Source organism: Rhizobium sp. BR 317 (assembly GCF_047445835.1).
Classification (GTDB): Bacteria; Pseudomonadota; Alphaproteobacteria; order Rhizobiales; family Rhizobiaceae; genus Rhizobium; species Rhizobium paranaense.
In genome coordinates, this window is sequence record NZ_JARWLB010000003.1 from 275566 (window position 1) to 296990 (window position 21425).

Below are 21425 nucleotides of genomic sequence, written 5' to 3' on the forward strand. Positions count from 1 at the left end.
AGAAATTTTCGAAAGGGCGATTGACAAGTCCGGAGATATCGCGCGATCGTGTAACTATATAGTTACATTGGCTGGCCGGCCAAACCTTTGCTATTCCTGACTCTGGAGGGGGTCGGGTCAAAATATCAAGGAGGGATCATGAAGCGCGTCGGTATCATCATGCACGGCGTCACCGGACGCATGGGGCTGAACCAGCATCTCATCCGCTCGATCGTGGCGCTTCGCGCCGAAGGCGGCGTGCTGCTGTCGAATGGCGAACGTGTCATGCCCGATCCGGTCCTCGTCGGCCGCAATGCGGCGCGGCTGGAAGAACTCGCCCGCAAATACCGCATCGAGCGCTGGACCACCGATCTCGATGGTGCGCTCGCCGACCCAAACGATACGATCTTCTTCGACGCGGCGACGACGCAGATGCGCGCCGAGCTGATTTCGAAGGCGCTCGATGCAGGCAAGCATGTCTATTGCGAAAAGCCGATCTCCGACGACCTCGACACGGCGATAGAGCTGGCCCGCAAGGCCAAGGCATCGGGCCTGAAGAACGGCGTCGTGCAGGACAAGCTGTTTCTGCCGGGCCTTCGCAAGATCGCCATGCTGCGCGACAGCGGTTTCTTCGGCAAGATCCTCTCCGTGCGTGGCGAATTCGGCTATTGGGTGTTCGAAGGCGACTGGCAGACGGCGCAGCGGCCATCCTGGAATTACCGCAAAAAAGATGGTGGCGGCATCATCCTCGATATGCTCTGCCACTGGCGCTATGTGCTCGACAATCTTTTCGGGCCGGTAAAGGCGATCAGTTGCCTCGGCGCCACCCATATTCCCGAACGCGTGGACGAAGCCGGCCGACGCTATGTCGCCGATGCCGACGACGCAGCTTATGCCACCTTCGAGATGGAGGGCGGCATCGTCGCCCATATCAATTCCTCCTGGGCCGTGCGTGTCCGCCGCGACGATCTCGTCACCTTCCAGGTTGACGGCACGCATGGCTCGGCGGTGGCGGGGCTCACCCGTTGCTGGACGCAGCATCGGGTCAACACGCCGAAACCGGTCTGGAATCCCGACCAGCCGCAGACGATCGACTTTTACGACACCTGGGACGAGGTGCCGGACAATCAGGTCTACGACAACGGCTTCAAGATCCAGTGGGAAATGTTCCTGCGCCATGTGCTCGAAGATGCGCCCTGGCGCTACACGCTGACGGAGGGTGCCAAGGGCGTCCAGCTCGCTTCCCTCGGCCTGAAGAGCTGGGCCGAGCGCCGCTGGCTGGATGTCGAGCCGCTGGAGATTTGAGGGATGGTGGTTGCTTGGTCATTAGGATGGTCAGGACAGTTCTTCGATGCCGTATCCCTGTGCCTGGCCCCTCACCCTAGCCCTCTCCCCGCTTGTGCGGGGAGAGGGAACGACCGCGCAAAGCAACGGCCCGCATCTTTCGTGGAAGATTGCTTTTGGCAGGATAGAGCTCCCTCTCCCCGCCAGCGGGGAGAGGGCTGGGGTGAGGGGTCAGGCACGCAGAAGCAGCATGGGCAGACCCGCCTGACGATTACCGGAGCCAACTGAAACCATGACCGACCCATTGAAAATCAGAGTTGTCGAGGCCGAGACTTTTGAGCGGCCGGTGACATTGCGGCTTCCTTTCCGCTTCGGTGCGGCGACGCTGCGGGAGGCGCGGCAGATTTTTCTGCGTGTCCGCATCGAAGACGCCCGGGGTGGCTCGGCGAGCGGCATGGCCGCCGAGCTGATGGTGCCGAAATGGTTCGACAAATCGCCCGAGCTTTCCAATGCCGACAATGAAAACCAGCTTCGCCGCTCGCTGGCACTGGCGCTGGACGCCCTAAAAGGTGCGGGATTGGGAACCGCTTTTTCGCTGCATGCCGCCGTCGAAGCGGCGCATCACGCGCGGGCCGCGGCCGAGAGGCTGAATGGCCTTGTCGCGTCTTTCGGCCTGGCGCTTGCCAACCGGGCGGTTCTCGACGCGCTTTGCCGGATGGAAGGTCTGACGGTCGCACGGGCGATCCAGGCCAATCGGCCGGGCATCGATGCGTCGACGGCGCCCGATCTCGCAGGCTTCGATTTGCCTAATTTCCTGTCGAGCCTGACGCCGGCCGAAAGCCTTGCGGCGCGGCACACGGTCGGCCTGGTCGATGCTATCAGGGCGGGCGATATCCTGGCCGCCGACCGCCTGAACGACGGCCTGCCCGAAAGTTTCGAAGAGGCGATCGACGCCTATGGCCTGACCTTCTTCAAGGTGAAGGTATCGGGCGTTCCGGATGCCGATATCGATCGTCTCTGCCGAATTGCCGATGTCATCGATGCCAAGATGTCGGCCTATTCGGTGACGCTCGACGGCAACGAGCAGTTCAACTCCGCCGAGGCGGTCGCCGATCTGCTGGCCCGCATCCAGGCCGAGCCGCGGCTGGCCCGTTTTGCGGCTTCGATCCTGTTTGTCGAGCAGCCGATCGCCCGCGCACATGCCTTCGAGAAGCCGGTGGGAGCGCTCGCGGCCTTCAAGCCGGTGGAGATCGATGAGTCCGACGCCGATATCAACGCTTTCGTCACAGCCAGACGGCTTGGCTATACCGGCATCTCCTCTAAATCCTGCAAGGGCTTCTATCGTTCACTGCTGAACCGGGCGCGCGTCGCCAAATGGAGCGCCGAGGATGGTACGCCCTATTTCATGTCGGCGGAGGACTTGACGACACAAGGCGGCCTCGCCGTGCAACAGGATCTGGCACTGGCCTCGCTCATCGGCATGACGCATATCGAGCGCAACGGCCATCACTATGTCGACGGCATGGCCGGCGCGCCGGACGCAGAGCAGGCTGCCTTCGCGCGGGCTCATTCCGATCTCTACGCCGTTCGCGACGGGCGGACACGGCTGAAGATCGAGGGTGGGAAGATCGCCATCGGTTCAGTCGTCAGCGCGGTCGGCCTCGGTTCGTCCGTCGAGCCGGACTGGAGCGCGATGGAGACGTAAATTCCTTCTCCCCTTGGGGAGAAGGTGCCCGATAGGGCGGATGAGGGGGCTCGGTGCGAAGCGCCGACCGTCTGAAGCGCACGCGAAAAGGCAGTCTTACGGTGCAACGCCCCCTCAACCCGCGCGTTCCGCGCGACCTTCTCCCCAGTGGGGAGAAGGAGAAACCAGACTCTGGAGGAGAAACATGTCGTTATCGAAGAAACGCTATGCCCTGGTCGGCACGGGCAATCGCGGTGCCACCATGTGGGGCAGGGATCTGGTCGAGCGCTGGAGCAATGAGGTCGAGCTGGTCGCTGTCTGCGATCTCAACGCGATGCGGGCCAGGCGCGCCCTGGACTATATCGGCGCCTCCGTGCCCGTCTATACCGATTTCGATGAGCTATTGCGGGTCGAGAAGCCGGACCTCGTCATCGTTTGCACGCGCGATTCCACCCATGACGATCAGATCGTCAAGGCGCTGGAATCCGGCGCCAATGTCATCAGCGAAAAGCCGATGACGACGACGGTCGGCAAGATCAAGCGCATTCTCAATGCCGAGGCACGCACCGGCAAGCGGGTCGACGTCTCCTTCAACTATCGCTTCGCGCCGACAGCGGCGAAGATCAAGGAGCTCATCAATTCCGGCGTCATCGGCGACGTGACTTCGGTCGATTTTCATTGGTATCTCGATACCAGTCACGGCGCCGACTACTTCCGGCGTTGGCACGCCTTTGTCGAAAATTCCGGCAGCCTTTTCGTCCACAAGGCGACGCATCATTTCGACCTTCTGAACTGGTATCTCGATTCCGATCCGGAAACGGTGTCGGCCTTTGCCGATCTCAAGCATTACGGCCGCAAAGGCCCTTTCCGCGGCGAGCGCTGTCGCACCTGTCGGTATAAGGACGAATGCGATTATTATCTCGATATCAGCGCCACGCCGCTGCTTGAAAGCCTCTATGAAGAGCCCTCGACGGTCGATGGCTATGTCCGCGATGCCTGCGTCTTCCGCGAGGACATCGACATTCCCGACACGATGGTCGCCTCGATCCGCTATCGCAACGGCGTCAACGTCTCCTATTCGCTGAACACCTACATGCCGATCGAGGGTCACCATATCGCCTTCAACGGCCACAAGGGGCGTATCGAGTTGCGGCAATACGAAAAGCAGCATTGGACGACGCCGCCGGCCGACGAGATCGTCGTCATGAAGAATTTCGGCGATGTCGAGCGCATCTGGGTGCCCTATTCCCCGGGCGGCCACTATGGCGGCGACGACCGGCTGCGCAATATGCTGTTGCGGTCGGGGCCGAACGACGAGCTGAGACAGCGCGCGGGCTCACGCGCGGGCGCACTCTCGGTTCTCTGCGGCATTGCGGCACTGGAAAGCAGCCGGACCGGCCAGCAGGTATCGATCACCGATATCTGGGGTCAGGATGATGGCCTTAACCTGCTCGAGGCTCGTCCTTAGCGGCATATCTCGGGCGGCGGCTCAATTGCAATTGCGCAACTGCGAGGCATAGAGCGCCGACATGCTGGCGACCTTCTGTGCCGTGCGCTGCAGTTCGCCATTGCCGCGCCAGGCTCCCTGCTGATAGCCCTTCCAGCCGACATAGTAAGCCAGGTAAAGATTATAGGGATCGTTCAGCGGGATGCCATTTCGCACATGGCTCTGGGCGTGATACCAGCCGATGAATTCGATCGCGTCGGCGAAGTTGGTGCGGCTTGCGCCCCAGCGGCCCGTGTCGCGCTGATAGTGATCCCAGGCGCCGTCGAGGGCCTGGGAATAGCCATAGGCGCTGGAAGGCCGCGTCCAGGGAATGAAGCCGAGCAGTTTCCGGCGCGGCGGCCGGGCATGTGGCTGGAAGCCGGATTCGGCATAGATCGTCGCCATCAGGATCGGCACCGGCACGCCGTACTCCCGCTCCGTACGTTCGGCGGCGCGCTGCCAGTTGTTGAACCAGCCGTCGCGCTGATCGAAGATCGCGCAGACATTGCGGGTATGGGACGGAGCCGTGGCGCAGCCCGCCAAAATTCCAAACAACAACAACGCGGCGATAGAGACGATACGGGTACGCATAACTGACAACCTCTTCACTGAAGAGATTGCTAGCCCAGAATGATTAAAAACGGGTTTTCCGTCTGTGCCGAAATGGGGCGATTTGGTGATGATTCCGAGGCTTTACGCCATGCGTGCCAGGTCGTCGCGGCGGATTTCATAGAGCAATGGCCTGCCCTCGATGAAGCGGCTGACTTCGTCGACCGCCATCTCGCCGAGGCGGGTGCGTTCCAGCCCGACGGCACCGGCAATGTGCGGTGTCAGGAAGACATTCGGCAGGTCGTAGAAGGCGGAACTTGCCTCCGGGATTTCCGGATCGGTGACGTCGATGATGGCGTCGATGCGGCCGGTTTTCAGCGCTGCGAGCAGGGCGGCTTCATCGACCAGCGCGCCGCGTGCCGTGTTGATGAAGGTCGCGCCGTCCTTCATCAGTGACAGGCGGCGGGCGTCGATCATGTGCCGTGTCGCCGGCAGCGACGGAGCATGCAGCGAGACGATGTCGGCATGCGCCATCAGAACGTCGAGCTCGGTCTTCTCGACGCGGAGGTGCTGTGCTTCCGTCTCATCCACCATCGGATCGTAAAGCAGGATCTTATAGTCGAACGGCGCGAGCAATTCGATCACTCTCCGGCCGATACGCGATGCGCCGATGATGCCGACCGTTCGGCGATAGTTGCCGATCGCTTCACTCTGCATCGGTTGCGTGCGACCGCGATGACGGTCGGCGACATAGACGTCACGGAAGCGGAAGACCTGCTTGCCGGCAAAGATGATGGCGGCGAGGGTGAACTCGGCGACCGGCAAGGCATTGGCCTGCGCCGCATGGCTCACTGCTATGCCCCTGGCGAACAGGCTGTCCTCGATCAGGCCTTTCACGGTGCCGGCCGCATGCGCCACCAGCTTTAGATGCGGCGCCTGCGCCAAGACGGCGGCATCGATATGCGGTGAGCCCCAAGAGGTGATCAGGATCTCCGTCTCGCTAAGCAGCTTTCGGGCTCTTCCGTCATCGAAGCGCTCCATTGGCGCGACGTCCAGTACGCGGCCGATCACGTCGAGCCGTTGGATCAGTTCGGACGTCAGCACATGCTGCGTCCGCGTGGGCTGCATGGCGAAGGCAATGGCGGGGCGGTCCGGGGCCGATTGGGTCATGCCAGCCGTCCCGGCACGTCGATGGCGCTGATGGTGACGCCCTTTTCGGCGATCAGCGCGCGCAAGGTATCGAGGTCGGGTCTTGCCGGCGGCTTCGTCCAGGCGCCGGAGACGGCGGCGGGATCGTGCTCGGCCAGGACGGCGGACAAGAGAATGGTCTCGCCCGATGGAATTGTCCCGCGCAGTTGCGGCACCAGCGTCTTGGCAACGATCAGATTGGTGTTGGGTGGCGCTTTCTGCGCCAGCCCGTCGCGCGGGGCTGTCGAGCCGAGATCGACAATGCCGCTGAAATCCGCCTCACCGACGGCATAGGCAGCGCCTTTCTGCGAAGAAAGCGTATCGGCCTCGAAATCCCGCCGGGCAATGGCAAAACCACCTTCGGCAGTCTGCAGCGGCCGCGGCGTGATGATCTTGTGCAGGCGGATATGCCAGGGTGCGGCGGGGATCAGCCAGGTTTCGACGGTGACATCGGACCAGGGCGACCACCTGGCGTAAAGTGTGTTGCCGGCGAGCTTCGCTTCCTGATTGGTCTCGCGGACGCGGTAGTGAATACCATCGTCACTGAAGGCGAGCATGTTGTCGAAGGCGCCGCCGGCAAAGGCGCGCTCGTCGCTTTCGACGCTGAAGCCGTAGCGGGCGGAATAGGCGAATTTGGCGTATTTTTCCGACCCGAAGCGCATCTGCAGGTTTTCCTGGCCGGAAGACAGTGCCACGACATCGGCTTTGCCATGCATCATCACCATGCCGGGGTGCTTGAGCGGCACGATTGCCGGCTCGGCGACATGCGGCTTTTCCTCGGCTGTCCAAAAGGGATGCGTCTCGGGGAGTGCCAGCGGCAGGAAAGCCTTGAAGGCCCAATAGGGGGAGCCGGCGGAATTGTAGTTTTCCGACATCAGAAGATTGGGATAGCCATAGCCGATCGGCAGCGTTCCGTCGCGATTGGCGATCGGCTTATCAGCCCACCAGCGCAGGTGGCGCAGGCAAAGGCCCTTGATCTCGCCCCAGGGCAGGGCCTCGACATCGGCGAAGGCCAATGCCGACCAGAAGCCGGCGCAGGCGAAGCGATAGGTCAGGCTGCGGCCGAAGGGCACGGTGGCGCCGTCGGGCGCGAACCAATGGCGGAAATCCTTGGCGAACAGGATAGCACGCTCGCGATAGCGCCTGGCGCGGTCGTCATCGACGAGTTTGGAATAGATCAGCCCGTAGAAATGCATGGCGAAGGGGATGTAGTGATCGACGCGCCTGACATTGCCGTCGCGATACCAGCCGTCGGCGATATAAAAGCCATCCAATTCCCTGAGGTAATCCTCCGTCAGGCTGCGGTCGAACTCGGCGCCGAGCCGGTCGAGGGCGATATCCACGAGGACTCGAAAGAATTTCCAGTTGTTGTCGGCATAGTCGAAGGTGCGGGCATGCTTGAGATAGGCGATGAGATTGCCGCGGGCTCTGCTATCGAGCGGTTCCCAGATCTTTTCCGGCACCAAGGCAAGCGCAAAACCCAGAGCGGCGAGTTCGACCATGCGCTGGTCGCGGCCGTTGACGGTGCCCCAATATTCCGGATGGCGGGGATCGACGCCATTGGCAATCCCTTCGGCATAGCGGCCCCAATGGGCAAAATCGCCACCGCCGGCGCCGAATGGCGCGAGACCCCAGAGCGGGCGGGCGAAACCTTCGAGATCAGCGGCGGCGCGGTCGAAATGTGCGCCGGCAGCATCGATACGGACCCGGGCATTGCCCTTGGAGAAGTAAGGAAGCAGCGGATAGAACAGGTCGATCAGCGCTCGGCGCATGTCAGCGCGGTTTTCCAGCGGATTGCCGGCGAGCGGGTTGGTGCTGGCGGGGTCGTAGGTCATCGGTCTGGCTCTTTTTCGGTCGTTGCCGCTAAAGATACGGGCTCAGGTTTCGGGCGGGAGGGTGCCGCCGGGAACGGGAACGACGGCATGGCAAACTTGGCGCGCAGGCGCCTCGCGGTCGCGGAAGCGGGCGGTCATCAGGCCGATGGCTTCGCGTCCGATAGCAGCGCGGTCGACGCGCATGGTGGCGAGGCGCGGATTGGTCATCAGTGCACAAGGCAGATCGTCGAAGCCGACGATGGCGAAATCGTCCGGCACGCGCAGACCCATTTCCATCACCGCTTCCAGCACGCCGACCGCGACGAAATCGTTCATGCAGAAGGCGGCGGTAAAGCTGCGATCCTCGGCAAGGGCGGCGACCGTGACGGCGTGGGCCTCCGCGCTGGCGCTGCCTCGGAACGTCAACGGCACGATGCGGCCTTCACAGCCCTCGACGGAAGCAATCGCCGCCTCGAAGCCGCGGATGCGCTCGAGAATCGTCTGGCGATGCGAGCCGGTCAGATGCAGGATGCGGCGATGGCCGGCGTCGATCAGGCGCCGCGTCGCCGCATAGGCGCCGAAAAAATTCGATGGCGAGACGCCATCGAAGCGCAGTCTTGAATCGGTGCCGTTGACGAGCACGACCGGCGTGCTGCTGTCCTCCAGCCAGATGCGCAACTCATCGGAAGGATCGATGCCGACGAGGAAAAGCCCCTGGGCACCGGCAGCCTGCAGATATTCCCTGATATGATCGGGCACTGTCCTCGCTTCGCGGATGAGACGAATGTCGAAAGGCATGCCGCGTTCGGCTGCGCCGGCGCGCAGGCCCTCGACAATGCCCTCATAGAAGACGCTCAGGCCGCCCGTCGCGCTGTCGCTGGCGATCAGCGCGAGCGCAGCCGGCACAGTTTCCGCAGCCTGCTTCACCGCGTAGCCGAGGTCACTCGCCACCTTGAAGATGTGCTGGCGGATCGCTTCGCTGATTCCGGGCTCATTGGTGAGCACCCGCGACACTGTGGAAACGGAGACGCCTGCCCTGATGGCAATATCGGCTTGCCTGACACGTTTGGATCGAACCTCATTCATGCAGCAATAGTTCCGCAAGTTATGCAAATTTGCAAGAAAAAGATTATTTATTGCATTACGCAATGCAATTGCATATCCTCCCGTTGAATTTGTCCGCACAAGGCGTCGGGAGGTCGTCGCGGATAACGCGCCATAGGCATCGCAAGAGAAGGAGGAATCTCATGCGGATGAATCGCCGTTCATTCATGATTGGAACTGCTGGAGCCGCCGCAGGTCTCGCTTTCGGGGCTGGCGGATCGTTGCCTGCTTTCGCCGACTCGACGCAATTGCGGGCGATGTGGTGGGGCTCGCCCGATCGCGGCAAGCGAACGGTCGCCGTCGCCGAGCTATTCCACAGCAAAAACCCGGATATTTCCGTCGTCGGCGAGAGCATCAGCGGTGACGGCTATTGGGCCAAGCTCGCAACGGGAATGGCGAGCCAGAGCATCGCGGATGTCTTCCAGCTCGAGCCGAGCACGATCTCGGATTATTCGAAGCGTGGCGCCTGCATGCCGCTCGATCAGTTCGTGCCTTCAACGTTGAATGTCGACAGTTTCGGCAAGGACGTGCTGAAGCTGACGACGGTCGACAGCAAGCTCTACGGTATCGGCCTCGGGCTTAACTCCTTCGCGATGTTTTATGATGAGGACGCCTTCAAGAAGGCTGGCTTGACGCCGCCCGGTCCGACCACGACCTGGGCGGAATATGCCGACCTCACCGTCGAAATGACGAAGGCAGCCGGCAAGCGCGGCTATTGGGGCGGGCCTTATGGCGCGCGCTATAATTACGTCCTCGATGTCTGGCTGCGCCAGCGCGGTAAAAGCCTTTATACGGACGAGGGCGGTCTCGGCTTCACCGTCGACGATGCCAAGGAATGGTATTCCTATTGGGAAGACCTGCGTCAGCGCGGCGGCACGGTGTCGCCCGATGTTCAGACGCTCGATCAGAATGTCATCGAGAGCAACTGCCTGGCGCTCGGCAAATCGGCCATCGGCATGGCTTATTCCAACCAGCTTGTCGGCTATCAGCTTGTCGTCAAGAGCAAGCTCGCTGTGACTATGCTGCCGCGCGAAAAGAAGGATGGCCCTTCCGGCCATTACTATCGTCCAGCCCTGATCTGGAGCGTAGGCTCCTCTAGCAAGAACGGGGAAGCGGCCGCGAAATTCATCAATTTCTTCGTCAACGATCTCGAAGCCGGCAAGATCCTCGGCGTCGAGCGCGGTGTGCCGATGTCACCGGCCGTTCGCGCCGCCATCCTGCCAACGCTCAATCCGGTCGAGCAGCAGACGGTGAAATATGTCGAGCTGTTGAAGGATCAGGTTGGCACCTATCCCGTGCCGGCACCGGTTGGCTCCCAAGAATTCGACCAGAACGTCATGCGGCCGGTCGCCGATCAGCTCGCTTTCGGCAAGATCACAGTTGCGGAAGCCGCACAAAAGCTGGTGGAAGAAGGGAAAACGAAGCTGAAGAGAGGGTGAGGTTCATTCAGAGGCCGCGCCACTGACCGCTCCGTTTTTTGAGAACATCTCCCTCAAATAGAGGGAGATGTTCGGATTGGCAAATACCATAAATCCGTTCTACCCTGATACTTTATTCGTTGATATCGGGCTCGACGAGCTTTGCCAGGTTTCGCAGCGATTCCTGCCAGCCGAGATAGCAGGCTTCCGGCGGAATGACGTCAGGCACGCCTGACTGCGTTATATTCACTTCGGTCCCGACCAGGACCTTCTTCAAGGTCACGGTCACTTCCATTTCACCCGGCAGGTTGGGGTCGTCGAACTTGTCGGTGTAGCGCACCAGCTCGCCGGGAACGAGTTCGATATATTCGCCGCCAAAGGCGTGGCTTTTGCCCGTCGTGAAGTTGCGGAAGGACATTTTGAACGTGCCGCCGACTGTGCCTTCCAGATGATGCACGGTGCAGACGAAGCCGTTGGGCGGAAGCCACTTGGCGAGCGCGTCCGCCTCGATGAATGCGCGATAGACCTTCTCCGGGCTGGTTGCCAAGACGCGGTGCAGGCGTATGGTATTCGGCATGGTTGTGATCCTTCTGAATTGACGAATTGGACGACCTTAGGACGAACGATACCCCAGCAATCCGACATTGGATCGATCTTTTCTTGAAAATAAAATTATTCGGCTCTCACGCCGCGCGCTTTCGGCCGAGATCGGCTTCGCGGAAAATCAGATCGTTACGCCTCTGAAGGCGATTTTCCAGGTCATTCAAAGCAAAAATGCCGGAGCCCTTTCGAGCCCCGGCATCCCCACCGTATTATAGATCGGGCTTATTTCGTTGCGTCAGCCCAGCTCTTGACCAGTTCGTCATAGTTGACGGTGACCGGCTTTTCCTTCTCGTTCGCGATCTTCAACTGCGGAGCGAGATGGCCGTTCTTGACGGCATCGGCGTTCCAGTACTTGAGATCATGCTCTTCGGCGAGCTTCGGACCGATATCGCCCTGCACGCCTGCGCGCTCCAGGCGCTGAAGCACCTTTTCCTGATCCGAGCAAAGTGCGTCCATGGCGCCCTGCGCATCCTTGGCGCCGGATGCGGCATCACCGATAGCCTGCCACCAAAGCTGCGCCAGCTTCGGATAGTCCGGAACGTTGGTGCCGGTCGGCGACCACTGAACACGGGCCGGCGAGCGGTAGAACTCGATCAGACCGCCGAGTTCAGGCGCGCGCTTGGTGAAGCTCTTGTCGCGGATGGTGGATTCGCGAATGAAGGTGAGGCCGATTTGGCTCTTCTTCACGTCTATGGTCTTCGACGTCACGAACTGCGCGTAGAGCCATGCAGCCTTGGCGCGATCGACCGGTGTGGACTTCATCAGCGTCCAGGAACCGACGTCCTGGTAGCCGAGCTTCATGCCGTCCTTCCAATAGACGCCATGCGGCGAGGGAGCCATGCGCCATTTCGGCGTGCCGTCCGCGTTCATGACCGGCAGGCCCGGCTTGACCATGTCGGCGGTAAACGCCGTGTACCAGAAGATCTGCTGGGCGATATTGCCCTGTGACGGAACCGGACCGGATTCCGAGAAGGTCATGCCCTGGGCTTCAGCCGGTGCATAAGCCTTCAGCCAATCGAGATACTTCTGGATGGAGTAGACAGCGGCCGGGCCGTTGGTGTCGCCACCGCGCGCGACGCAGGAGCCGACCGGGCGGGAGTTGGCGTCGACCTTGATGCCCCATTCGTCGACGGGCAGACCGTTCGGCAGGCCCTTGTCGCCGTTGCCGGCCATGGACAGCCAGGCGTCGGTGAAGCGCCAGCCGAGCGACGGGTCCTTCTTGCCGTAGTCCATATGGCCGAAGACCTTCTTGCCGTCGACGTCGCGGCCGGTGAAGAACTGGGCGATATCTTCATAGGCCGACCAGTTGACCGGCACGCCGAGATCGTAGCCGTATTTGGCCTTGAAGTCGGCCTTGTTCTTCGGGTCGTTGAACCAGTCGTAGCGGAACCAATAGAGGTTGGCGAACTGCTGATCGGGGAGCTGATAAAGCTTCTTGTCCGGTGCGGTGGTGAAGCTGGTGCCGATGAAGTCTGAAACGTCGAGACCGGGATTGGTAACGTCCTTGCCTTCGCCTGCCATCCAGTCGGTCAGGTTACGCACCTGCTTGTAGCGCCAGTGGGTGCCGATCAGGTCCGAATCGTTGACCCAGCCGTCATAGAGGTTCTGGCCGGTCTGCATCTGCGTCTGGATCTTTTCGACGACGTCGCCTTCCTGGATGACGTCGTGGGTGACCTTGATGCCGGTGATGGCGGTAAAGGCCGGCGCCAGAACCTGCGATTCATACTGGTGCGTCGTCAGGGTTTCCGAAACGACCTTGATTTCCATGCCCTGGAAAGGCTTGGCCGCATCGACGAACCATTGCATTTCCTTTTCCTGGTCGGCGCGCGAGAGCGTCGAAAGATCGCCGATCTCCTTGTCCAGGAACGCCTTGGCTTCGTTCATGCCGGCGTGGGCCGTACCGGCCAAGGCCAGCAGGGCGACAGCCGTCGTCGTCAAGAGATGTCTTCGCATATATTCCTCCCTACAGGTTGCGAGTGCATTGTCAGACGGCCAGACCCCCCGGCCATCTGTATCGACTTTTCTTACGGCGCCACCTGTCCGGAAATGGGCAAAGGGGCGCGGTAACTCTTTGAAACCGTTAGACCAGGCGGAAAACGCCAATGGCGTAGACCACGGAAATGGCAACCGCCCACCACAGGTTAGGCCCTCCCAGGCCCAGCCACGCGACATGAATGAAGGCGGCGCCGAGCAGCGAGACGAACAGCCGGTCGCCGCGCGTCGTTTCGAAATGCAGGATGCCGACGCGCGGATTGCCGCCGGGCGAGAAATATTCCCAAACGGCCATGCCGAGCAGAAGCAGCAGGATGGTCACGAAGAACAGCACCGTCGGCAGCGTCCAGGCCATCCAGGAGAAATCGGTATTCATGGCGGTTTCCTCTTAGACGCGGCCGAGCGCGAAGCCCTTGGCGATGTAATTGCGGACGAAATAGATGACGAGCGCACCAGGGATGAGCGTCAGCACGCCGGCGGCGGCAAGCAGGCCCCAATCCATGCCGGCGGCGGAGACCGTGCGCGTCATGATGGCTGCGATCGGCTTGGCGTCCGTTGTCGTCAGCGTGCGGGCGATCAACAGTTCTACCCAGGAGAACATGAAGCAGAAGAAGGCCGCGACGCCGATGCCGCTTGCGATCAACGGAATGAAGATCTTCAGGAAGAAGCGCGGGAACGAATAGCCGTCGATATAGGCCGTCTCGTCGATTTCCTTCGGCACGCCGGACATGAAGCCTTCGAGGATCCAGACCGCCAAGGGCACGTTGAACAGGCAGTGCGCCAGCGCCACGGCAATGTGGGTGTCGATGAGGCCGAAGGCCGAATAGAGCTGGAAGAAAGGCAGCGCGAAGACCGCCGGCGGCGCCATGCGGTTGGTTAGCAGCCAGAAGAAGACGTGCTTGTCGCCGAGGAAACGGTAACGCGAGAAGGCGTAGGCCGCGGGCAGGGCGCAGGCAACCGAGATCACCATGTTCATGACGACATAGGTGATGGAGTTGATATAGCCCTTGTACCAGGACGGATCGGTGAAGATGATCGTGTAATTGCGCAGCGTCGGCTGATGCGGATAGAGCGTCAATCCGCTGACGATCTCCTCATTGGTCTTGAAGCTCATGTTGACGAGCCAGTAGATCGGCAGAAGCAGGAAGATAATGTAGAGCGTCGGCACCACCCAGGACCAGCGGCCTTCCTCGCGGTGCCGGCTGACCGGCTGCGTGCCGGTCGTGGCGGTGACGCCGGCGACCGGGGTCGAAGCTGCTGCCACCTTGTTCACGGCGCTATCGCCTGCGGAGGTCATAAGAGGTTTGCCGCTCATCGCGTCGCTCCCGCATCGTAATTGGTCATGACGGTGTAGAAGACCCAGGACAGCAGAAGCACGATCAGGAAGTAGATGAGCGACATTGCCGCCGCCGGGCCGAGATCGAACTGACCGAGGGCCATCTTGACGAGATCGATCGACAGGAAGGTGGTCGAATTGCCGGGGCCGCCGCCGGTGACGACGAAGGGTTCGGTATAGATCATGAAACTGTCCATGAAGCGCAGGAGCACGGCGATCAAAAGCACGCGGTTCATTTTCGGGAGCTGAATGTAGCGGAAGACGGACCAGCGCGAGGCGCCATCGATCTTGGCGGCCTGGTAAAAGGCGTCGGGAATGGAGGCGAGGCCGGCATAGCAGAGCAGCACGACGAGGCTGGTCCAGTGCCAGACATCCATGATGATGATCGTCGCCCAGGCATCGGCCGGATTGGATACGTAGTTGTAGTCGATGCCGAGATTGACGAGGACATAACCCATCAGGCCGATATCGCTGCGGCCGAACACCTGCCAGATCGTCCCGACGACGTTCCACGGGATCAGCAGCGGCAGCGCCATCAACACGAGGCAGACCGGCACGCCGATACCCTTCTTCGGCATATTGAGAGCGATGAAGATGCCGAGCGGCACCTCGATCGCCAGAATGACGAAGGAGAAGATCAGGTTGCGGAACATCGAATCCCAGAAGCGGCTGGAATGAAGAATCTCTTCAAACCACTGTGTGCCCGCCCAGAAGAAGACGTTGTTGCCGAAGGTGTCCTGCACCGAATAGTTCACCACCGTCATCAGCGGGATGACGGCCGAGAAGCCGACCAGTACCAGGACGGGAATGAGCATGAACCAGGCTTTGTTGTTCCAGGTCTTGTCCATGATCAGGCTCCCATCTCGACGCGCCAGGAGTTGGCGTAGATATTGATGCCGGCAGGATCGAAAGCGATGTGCGGTTCGGCCGGCACGGTCTGATCTTCGCCGATGATCGCCGTGATCTCCTGCCCTTGTAGTTTGGCGCGCACCACCTTGCGGCGGCCGAGGTCCTCGACCTTGGTCACGGTCGCCGGCATGCCCTCACGGCCGAGGCGGACGAATTCCGGGCGGATGCCGAGTTCGGTCTTACCCGCCTGGCCATTCACGGGAGCGCCGGGCAATGCGACAGTGCTGCCGGCGAGACGGGCGTTGCGGCCCTCGATCTCTACTGGCATGACGTTCATGCCCGGCGAACCAATGAAATAGCCGACGAAGGTATGGCGCGGCCGCTCGAACAGATCATTCGGCGTGCCGATCTGCACCACCTCGCCGTTGTACATCACCACCACCTTGTCGGCGAAGGTCAGCGCCTCCGTCTGATCGTGGGTGACATAGACCATGGTGAAGCCGAAGCGGCGGTGGAGCTGCTTCAACTGCGAACGCAGCACCCATTTCATATGCGGGTCGATGACCGTGAGCGGTTCGTCGAACAGGATGGCGCTGACATCGGAGCGCACCAGGCCACGGCCGAGCGAGATTTTCTGCTTGGCATCGGCCGTCAATCCCCGCGCCTTGCGATGGGCGCTGTCGGAAAGGCCGATCATCTCGATGATCTCGTCGACCTTGCGCTTCACCTCGGCTTCCGGAACGTGCCGGTTGCGCAAGGGAAAAGCGAGGTTTTCATAGACCGTCATCGTGTCGTAGACGACCGGAAACTGGAAGACCTGGGCAATGTTGCGCTCCTGCGTCGACAGCTTGGTCACGTCCTTGCCGTCGAAGAGGATGCGGCCTTCCGAGGCGCGCACGAGGCCGGAAACGATGTTGAGCAGAGTGGTCTTGCCGCAGCCGGACGGCCCGAGCAGCGCATAGGCGCTGCCGTCCTCCCAGCTATGATGAACTTCCTTCAGCGCATAGTCCGCATCGGATTTCGGATGGTCGTTATAGGCGTGTCTTATGTGGTCAAGGTCGATGCGTGCCATTGGCCGTGTCTCTCCTCAGGCGGCCCGTTGCAGGGCGGGTGTGACGGCGGCGCCGTTGGTGTCGAACACCATGATGTGGCGCGGGTCGATGTAGACATCGATCGCGTCGTCGACATCGATGTCCTCGACGCCCTGGGTCAGCATGACCCAGCGCCGATCGGCGAAATCGATGTGGATGAAGCTTTCCGAACCGGTGATTTCGGTCACCATCACCCTGGCAGGTGCTGCGACCGCCTCGGATGTCTGCGGCTTCAGCGCCAGATGATGCGGCTGGAAGGCGATGGTGTAGGGGCCGTCCGGCTGGGCTTCGAGGCCCTGCGGTACGGGCAGGCTCATATTACCGTTCAACACGAACAGATTGCCGCGCTTGTCGAGCGAGATCGTGTTCAGCGGCGGATCGGCGAAGGTGACGGCAGTGATCAGGTCTTTCGGCTTGCGGAAGACATCGATCGTCGGTCCGAACTGCGTGATCCTGCCTTCCGACAAGGTGGCGGTATTGCCGCCCAGAAGCAGAGCTTCCGAGGGTTCGGTCGTGGCGTAAACGAAGATGGCGCCGGATTCGGCGAAGATTTTCGGCAATTCGGCGCGCAGCTCTTCGCGCAGCTTATAATCGAGATTGGCGAGCGGCTCGTCGAGCAGCACCAGGCCGGCATTCTTGACGATGGCGCGGGCTAGAGCCGTGCGCTGCTGCTGGCCGCCGGAGAGGCTGAGCGGCAGGCGGTCAAGGAAGGGACCGAGCCGCAGGAGATCGGCCGCTTTCTTCACTTCGCGGTCGATCGTCGCCGCATTGACGCCGCGCAGGCGCATCGGCGATGCGATATTGTCGTAAACGGTCATGGCGGGGTAATTGATGAATTGCTGGTAAACCATCGCGACGTTGCGGCGTTGCACGGGCACGCCCGTAACATCGGCGCCGTCGACGTGGATCGTGCCCGAAGTCGGCTTGTCCAGCCCGGCCATCAGACGCATCAGCGACGTCTTGCCCGAAAGTGTCGGTCCGAGGAGGACATTCAACGAGCCGCGCTGCAGCGTCAGGTTCGTTTCGGCGATGTGCATTTCGCCGCCGACCGCCTTCGACACATTTCTAAGTTCAAGCACGATATGCTCCTTCCGTGCGTCGTATGGCGACGCTGCGACGGATTGCTGGCCGTAAGGCCTGTTTATTGCCCATTGGGTAACGATCCGGAGGATATGACCCCGCCCCGATCGCTTATGTCTTCACTGAGCGATGCCTGTTGCCAAATTGACTCGGGCACCGACACCGAAAGCCGCGCCCTTTCGACAGATTCGGGCGCGGCGTGATGGTCGTGGGGAAACGAATTGCGTCAATCCGGATGCCAGGAATTCGCGATGGCGCAAATCATGGCGAATACGGTTCGGAACGCGTGTAGCGGACGCCTGCATCTCGCTTGGAAGGATGCGGCAAGCGCACTCGACGCGACTGCGGCTCGCACCGCAATCAATGACATCCGTGACGTCGATTTGAGTTTTGGACAATTGTATCTCCCCTCGTTTCGATTTCCACCCCTCACGCGAAAACCGAAACTAGAATGACGATAAATGAAGATAAAGGAATGTCAAACGAAAATTGGGTTAGCTGCAATTTCCGGCCGAAACCGTATCGGGGCACATGCTTTTAACTGCAATATACTCGCTTGCTCGGCATCGAGAATGGCCCTGAAATCCGCCCCGATTGCGAAAAGCCGAGGCGGCGATTTTGTGACGTATGCCCGGCTTTCACTCTATAAATAGGTCGAAAAATCAGGCGGAAAAGTCGCGATTGTCCTCGGCGAGATAGCGCCTGGCCTTTTCGGGAATGAGATCGACGCCCTTACCGGGCTGGTCGATGACTTCGATGAAGCCGTTCTTGGCGATTACCTCCGGTAGTCCTTCGATGGTGTCGTGCCAATGGTCCGGATCGCTAATCGTGTATTCGAAAGCCATAAAGTTCGCGGGAAGCGTGGCCGAAACCTGAAGCTGACCAGTATCAGAGTACTCTAAAGCCAGTTGATGCGCTTCAGCACCCAGAGGGTCGCAATCGAGCTTACCGTGACGAAGACGACGATGATGACGAAGGCCCAGGTGTCGTTGACGCCGGGAATGCCGCCGACATTCATGCCGAAGAGACCGGCCACGACGCTTGGCGGTAAAAGCAGGGCGGCGAGGGCGGCGAGGCGGTTGGAGTTGCGGGCGATGCGTTCGCTGATGACGGTCGACAAGTCGTCGTGCAGGATGCTGGTACGGTCGCGGATGGCGTCGAGATATTCGATATAGCGCATCAGCTTGTCGATGACTTCGCGCATGCGCAGCTTATCCCGCTCGGCAAGCCAGGGCGCATCGTCGTGCTCGATGCGGTTCAGCGCGTCGCGCTGCGGGGCGAGATAACGGCGAAGCTGTACGGCCCGCCGGCGTAGCAGCTTCAGACGTTCGCGCACCTGGCCGGCTTCGCCGTGGAAGATCAGTTCGTCGAGTTCGTCCACCTCTTCGTCCATGGCGTCGAGCACGGGTTCGAGGTCGCGCACCAACTTGTCGCCGATGAGGGCGAGGAGGTCGCCGGTGCGCTGCGGTCCCTTTTTCTTCTCCAGCGACAGACGGATATCGCGGAGCGCCGTGATGTAATGGCCGCTGTCGCGGAGCGAAACGATGCGCTCGCCATCGACCCAGAGATGTATGGGCACAAGGTCGATATCGTCGGGTTTCTGCGTCGCGCCATCCGGCGACGTGGCGCAGACGCCGCGCAGGATGATCAACAGCCCGTCGCCCACCGGTTCGACGCGAGGGCGGGAATCTTCTTCGAGCAGGGCTTCGATGACGAAGGGGTCGAAGCCGCTTTTGTGTGTAACCCAGTCGGCTGCGGCGGGGTGGTCGCGCTCGAGATGCAGCCAGGTCACGCCCTCTCCGTGTTTCCAGGTGCTGACCTCGTCCATGCAGAGCTGCTTGCAGCCGCCATGTCCGTCGAGCTGGGAGGCGAAACGCAAACCCGGTTCTGTGCCGTAACTGACTGTCGAGGTCTTCGATACTTCGCCTTGACCCATCCATCCCCCATGACAGCAAAAAGCGCAAGCAGCACAGGTATTTGCGGCGTGCTGGCAGCATTTTATCAGTTCGGGTCCGGGTGGCAAGATGAGATGGATACAGAGGTCGTCCCCTCTCCCCGTCAAAACGGGGAGAGGGCTAGGGTTAGGGGCAATGCTTGCTCCGAAGGGGCAGGCGCCCTCAGCGCGCTGCCCAGTTGGCGCCGCGGCGGAAGATGGTTTTCATCTGCGGCACGTTGAATTCCTTGGCCTGGTGGCCGAGCGCGGAATAGAAGACGCGGCCCTTGCCGTATTTGCGCTTCCAGGCAACCGGCATGACGACGCCGTCGATCCAGTAGGCGTGATCGCCGGTGAAGGTGGTAGTCGCCAGCACCTCGTTCGACGGGTCGACATGCATGTAATATTGCTCCGACGTGTAGGGGAAATCGGTGATCCCCTCCATGACCGGGTCGTCCGGGCGTGTGATATTGACCGTGTAATCGATGATGTTGCCGGGATGGGCGACCCATTGGCCGCCGATGATGAACTGATACTCGACGCTTTCGCGGAAGCTGTCGCCAGCGCCACCATGATAGCCGGCAATGCCGACGCCGCTTTCGATCGCATCGGCAAGGTTCTTCACCTCTTCCTTCTCGATCTTCGACATGGTGACGATCGGCACGATCAGGCTGAGATCGTGGATCGAGGGATCGGCGAAGGCTTCGGTGCTGTTTTCGAGGTAGACCTTGAAGCCGTCCTCTTCCAGCATGTCGCGGATGATATGGGCGCATTCCTGCGGTTCGTGGCCGCTCCAGCCGCCCCAGACGATAAGTGCTTCCCGCATGATAATCCTCCTGAAATTGTGCGATTAGCGGCCGATCTGTCCATCCACCAGGGAGTCGGACAGAGCGGCCGGACGCTCCGTTTGCGTCGTGATGGTGACCGTGCGCCCGCTGTCGGAGGCCGTCTGGAAGGCTTCCATAACTTCGAGCACATGCAGCGCGAGGCTGCCATTGGCGCGATGCGGACGGTTCGAGCGGATGGCATGCGCCATGTCGGCAACGCCGAGCGAGCGGTAGTTGCCATCGGCATAGGGCGCTGTGATCTCACATTCGGCAAATTCGCCGCCCTTCTTCAGGAACTCCACCGGGCCGCCGAAACGGTTCGGATCGGGCACGATCAGCGTGCCTTCGGTACCGTAGACTTCGAGCGGTACATGCTTGTGGCCGGCGACATCGAAGCTCATGCCGATCTGGACGACCGCGCCATTGGCAAACGCCATGACGCCGGCGACATGCGTCGGCACATGCACGGGGATGTGCTCGCCGTTGCGCGGCTCGCTAGTGATGATGCGCTCCTTGCGCGGCGTGACGGCAAAGCCGGCGACCTGGGAGATGGGGCCAAGCAGGTTGACGAGATCCGTGATGTAATAGGGACCCATATCGAGCATCGGGCCACCGCCGACTTCATAATAGAAAGCCGGATTCGGATGCCAGCGTTCGTGGCCAGGGCACATGAAGGTGGCGGTGCCGCCGACCGGGATGCCGATGGCACCTTCGTCGATGATGGCACGCGCCGTCTGGTGGCCGCCGCCGAGGAAGGTATCGGGGGCTGCGCCGATGCGCAGGCCCTTGGCGGCCGCTGCATCAGCAAGCTTTTTGCCTTCGGCGAAATTGATGCCGAGTGGCTTTTCCGAATAGGTATGTTTGCCGGCGTCCAGCGCCTGCAGACCAACGGCGACGTGCGCCTTCGGGATCGTGAGGTTGACGATGATCTCGATCGAGGGATCGGCGAGCAAGACCGCAATATCGACTGCCTTCAGGCCGAATTCGGCAGCTTTTGCCTCGGCGAGCTCGCGATTGAGGTCGGCCACACCTTTGATGTCGAGAATGGGAAAGGATTTCATGGCGGTGAGATAGGCGCCGGAAATGTTTCCGCAGCCGATAATGCCGATGCCGACCTTGTTCATAGGTTTCCTCCAGATGAATTGTCTTTGGCTGTCCTGGAGCGGTTCAGCGTTTCACGGATTCGCTGAACCGCTCCATCCTATTGT

19 protein-coding genes are annotated in these 21425 nt (G+C 61.0%); 4 read left to right on the plus strand and 15 right to left on the minus strand.

The window, feature by feature from the left end; all coding sequences use genetic code 11:
• Positions 1-138 precede the first annotated feature (138 nt).
• The 3 genes from QD357_RS06350 (at position 139) to QD357_RS06360 (ending at position 4415) form a co-directional block, all read left to right on the plus strand.
• A complete protein-coding gene (locus QD357_RS06350) occupies positions 139-1284 on the plus strand; it encodes a Gfo/Idh/MocA family protein (protein WP_107109782.1) in 1146 nt (381 codons plus the stop codon).
• Between the two features lie 271 nt (positions 1285-1555).
• Positions 1556-2968, plus strand: coding sequence for a mandelate racemase (locus QD357_RS06355; protein WP_107109781.1), 1413 nt, complete (start codon positions 1556-1558; stop codon positions 2966-2968).
• Between the two features lie 184 nt (positions 2969-3152).
• Positions 3153-4415, plus strand: a complete 1263-nt coding sequence (locus QD357_RS06360) for a Gfo/Idh/MocA family protein (RefSeq protein WP_107109780.1) — start codon at positions 3153-3155, stop codon at positions 4413-4415.
• 21 nt (positions 4416-4436) lie between these two features.
• Here QD357_RS06360 and QD357_RS06365 read toward each other — a convergent pair whose 3' ends face one another.
• The 4 genes from QD357_RS06365 to QD357_RS06380 form a co-directional block, all read right to left on the minus strand.
• Positions 4437-5024 (minus strand): hypothetical protein, encoded by a 588-nt coding sequence (locus QD357_RS06365; protein ID WP_107109779.1) that lies wholly within the window; start codon positions 5022-5024, stop codon positions 4437-4439.
• Positions 5025-5126: 102 nt separating this feature from the next.
• Positions 5127-6152, minus strand: a complete 1026-nt coding sequence (locus QD357_RS06370) for a hydroxyacid dehydrogenase (RefSeq protein WP_107109778.1) — start codon at positions 6150-6152, stop codon at positions 5127-5129.
• Positions 6149-8005 carry a DUF2264 domain-containing protein gene (locus tag QD357_RS06375; RefSeq protein WP_107109777.1) on the minus strand — a complete coding sequence of 619 codons (1857 nt, stop codon included), beginning with the start codon at positions 8003-8005 and terminating at the stop codon, positions 6149-6151. The genes QD357_RS06370 and QD357_RS06375 overlap by 4 nt, the downstream gene beginning before the upstream one ends.
• Before the next feature lie 42 nt (positions 8006-8047).
• Positions 8048-9070 (minus strand): LacI family DNA-binding transcriptional regulator, encoded by a 1023-nt coding sequence (locus tag QD357_RS06380; RefSeq protein WP_107109776.1) that lies wholly within the window; start codon positions 9068-9070, stop codon positions 8048-8050.
• 161 nt (positions 9071-9231) lie between these two features.
• Between QD357_RS06380 and QD357_RS06385 the strand changes: the two genes are divergently transcribed.
• Complete coding sequence (locus tag QD357_RS06385) at positions 9232-10527, plus strand: ABC transporter substrate-binding protein (RefSeq protein WP_107109775.1); 1296 nt, start codon at positions 9232-9234, stop codon at positions 10525-10527.
• A 112-nt stretch (positions 10528-10639) separates the two neighbouring features.
• Here QD357_RS06385 and QD357_RS06390 read toward each other — a convergent pair whose 3' ends face one another.
• The 11 genes from QD357_RS06390 to QD357_RS06440 form a co-directional block, all read right to left on the minus strand.
• Positions 10640-11083, minus strand: coding sequence for an SRPBCC family protein (locus tag QD357_RS06390; protein WP_107109774.1), 444 nt, complete (start codon positions 11081-11083; stop codon positions 10640-10642).
• 248 nt (positions 11084-11331) lie between these two features.
• Positions 11332-13062, minus strand: a complete 1731-nt coding sequence (locus QD357_RS06395) for an ABC transporter substrate-binding protein (RefSeq protein ID WP_107109773.1) — start codon at positions 13060-13062, stop codon at positions 11332-11334.
• Between the two features lie 127 nt (positions 13063-13189).
• Positions 13190-13477, minus strand: coding sequence for a DUF2160 domain-containing protein (locus QD357_RS06400; RefSeq protein ID WP_107109772.1), 288 nt, complete (start codon positions 13475-13477; stop codon positions 13190-13192).
• Positions 13478-13489: 12 nt separating this feature from the next.
• Positions 13490-14416 carry a carbohydrate ABC transporter permease gene (locus QD357_RS06405; protein ID WP_181316110.1) on the minus strand — a complete coding sequence of 309 codons (927 nt, stop codon included), beginning with the start codon at positions 14414-14416 and terminating at the stop codon, positions 13490-13492.
• Positions 14413-15285 (minus strand): carbohydrate ABC transporter permease, encoded by an 873-nt coding sequence (locus tag QD357_RS06410; RefSeq protein WP_107109771.1) that lies wholly within the window; start codon positions 15283-15285, stop codon positions 14413-14415. Before QD357_RS06410 ends, QD357_RS06405 begins: the two co-directional genes overlap by 4 nt.
• Before the next feature lie 2 nt (positions 15286-15287).
• Positions 15288-16358 (minus strand): ABC transporter ATP-binding protein, encoded by a 1071-nt coding sequence (locus QD357_RS06415; RefSeq protein ID WP_107109770.1) that lies wholly within the window; start codon positions 16356-16358, stop codon positions 15288-15290.
• Between the two features lie 15 nt (positions 16359-16373).
• Positions 16374-17456, minus strand: coding sequence for an ABC transporter ATP-binding protein (locus QD357_RS06420; RefSeq protein WP_107109769.1), 1083 nt, complete (start codon positions 17454-17456; stop codon positions 16374-16376).
• 663 nt (positions 17457-18119) lie between these two features.
• Positions 18120-18302, minus strand: coding sequence for a hypothetical protein (locus tag QD357_RS06425; RefSeq protein ID WP_107109767.1), 183 nt, complete (start codon positions 18300-18302; stop codon positions 18120-18122).
• A gap of 53 nt (positions 18303-18355) precedes the next feature.
• The gene (locus tag QD357_RS06430; protein ID WP_107109766.1) at positions 18356-19393 is read right to left on the minus strand and encodes a CorA family divalent cation transporter; all 1038 of its coding nucleotides are present in this window, start codon (positions 19391-19393) and stop codon (positions 18356-18358) included.
• Positions 19394-19574: 181 nt separating this feature from the next.
• The gene (locus QD357_RS06435) at positions 19575-20216 is read right to left on the minus strand and encodes a ThuA domain-containing protein (protein ID WP_107109765.1); all 642 of its coding nucleotides are present in this window, start codon (positions 20214-20216) and stop codon (positions 19575-19577) included.
• A 24-nt stretch (positions 20217-20240) separates the two neighbouring features.
• The gene (locus tag QD357_RS06440) at positions 20241-21341 is read right to left on the minus strand and encodes a Gfo/Idh/MocA family protein (RefSeq protein ID WP_107109764.1); all 1101 of its coding nucleotides are present in this window, start codon (positions 21339-21341) and stop codon (positions 20241-20243) included.
• Positions 21342-21425: the final 84 nt, after the last annotated feature.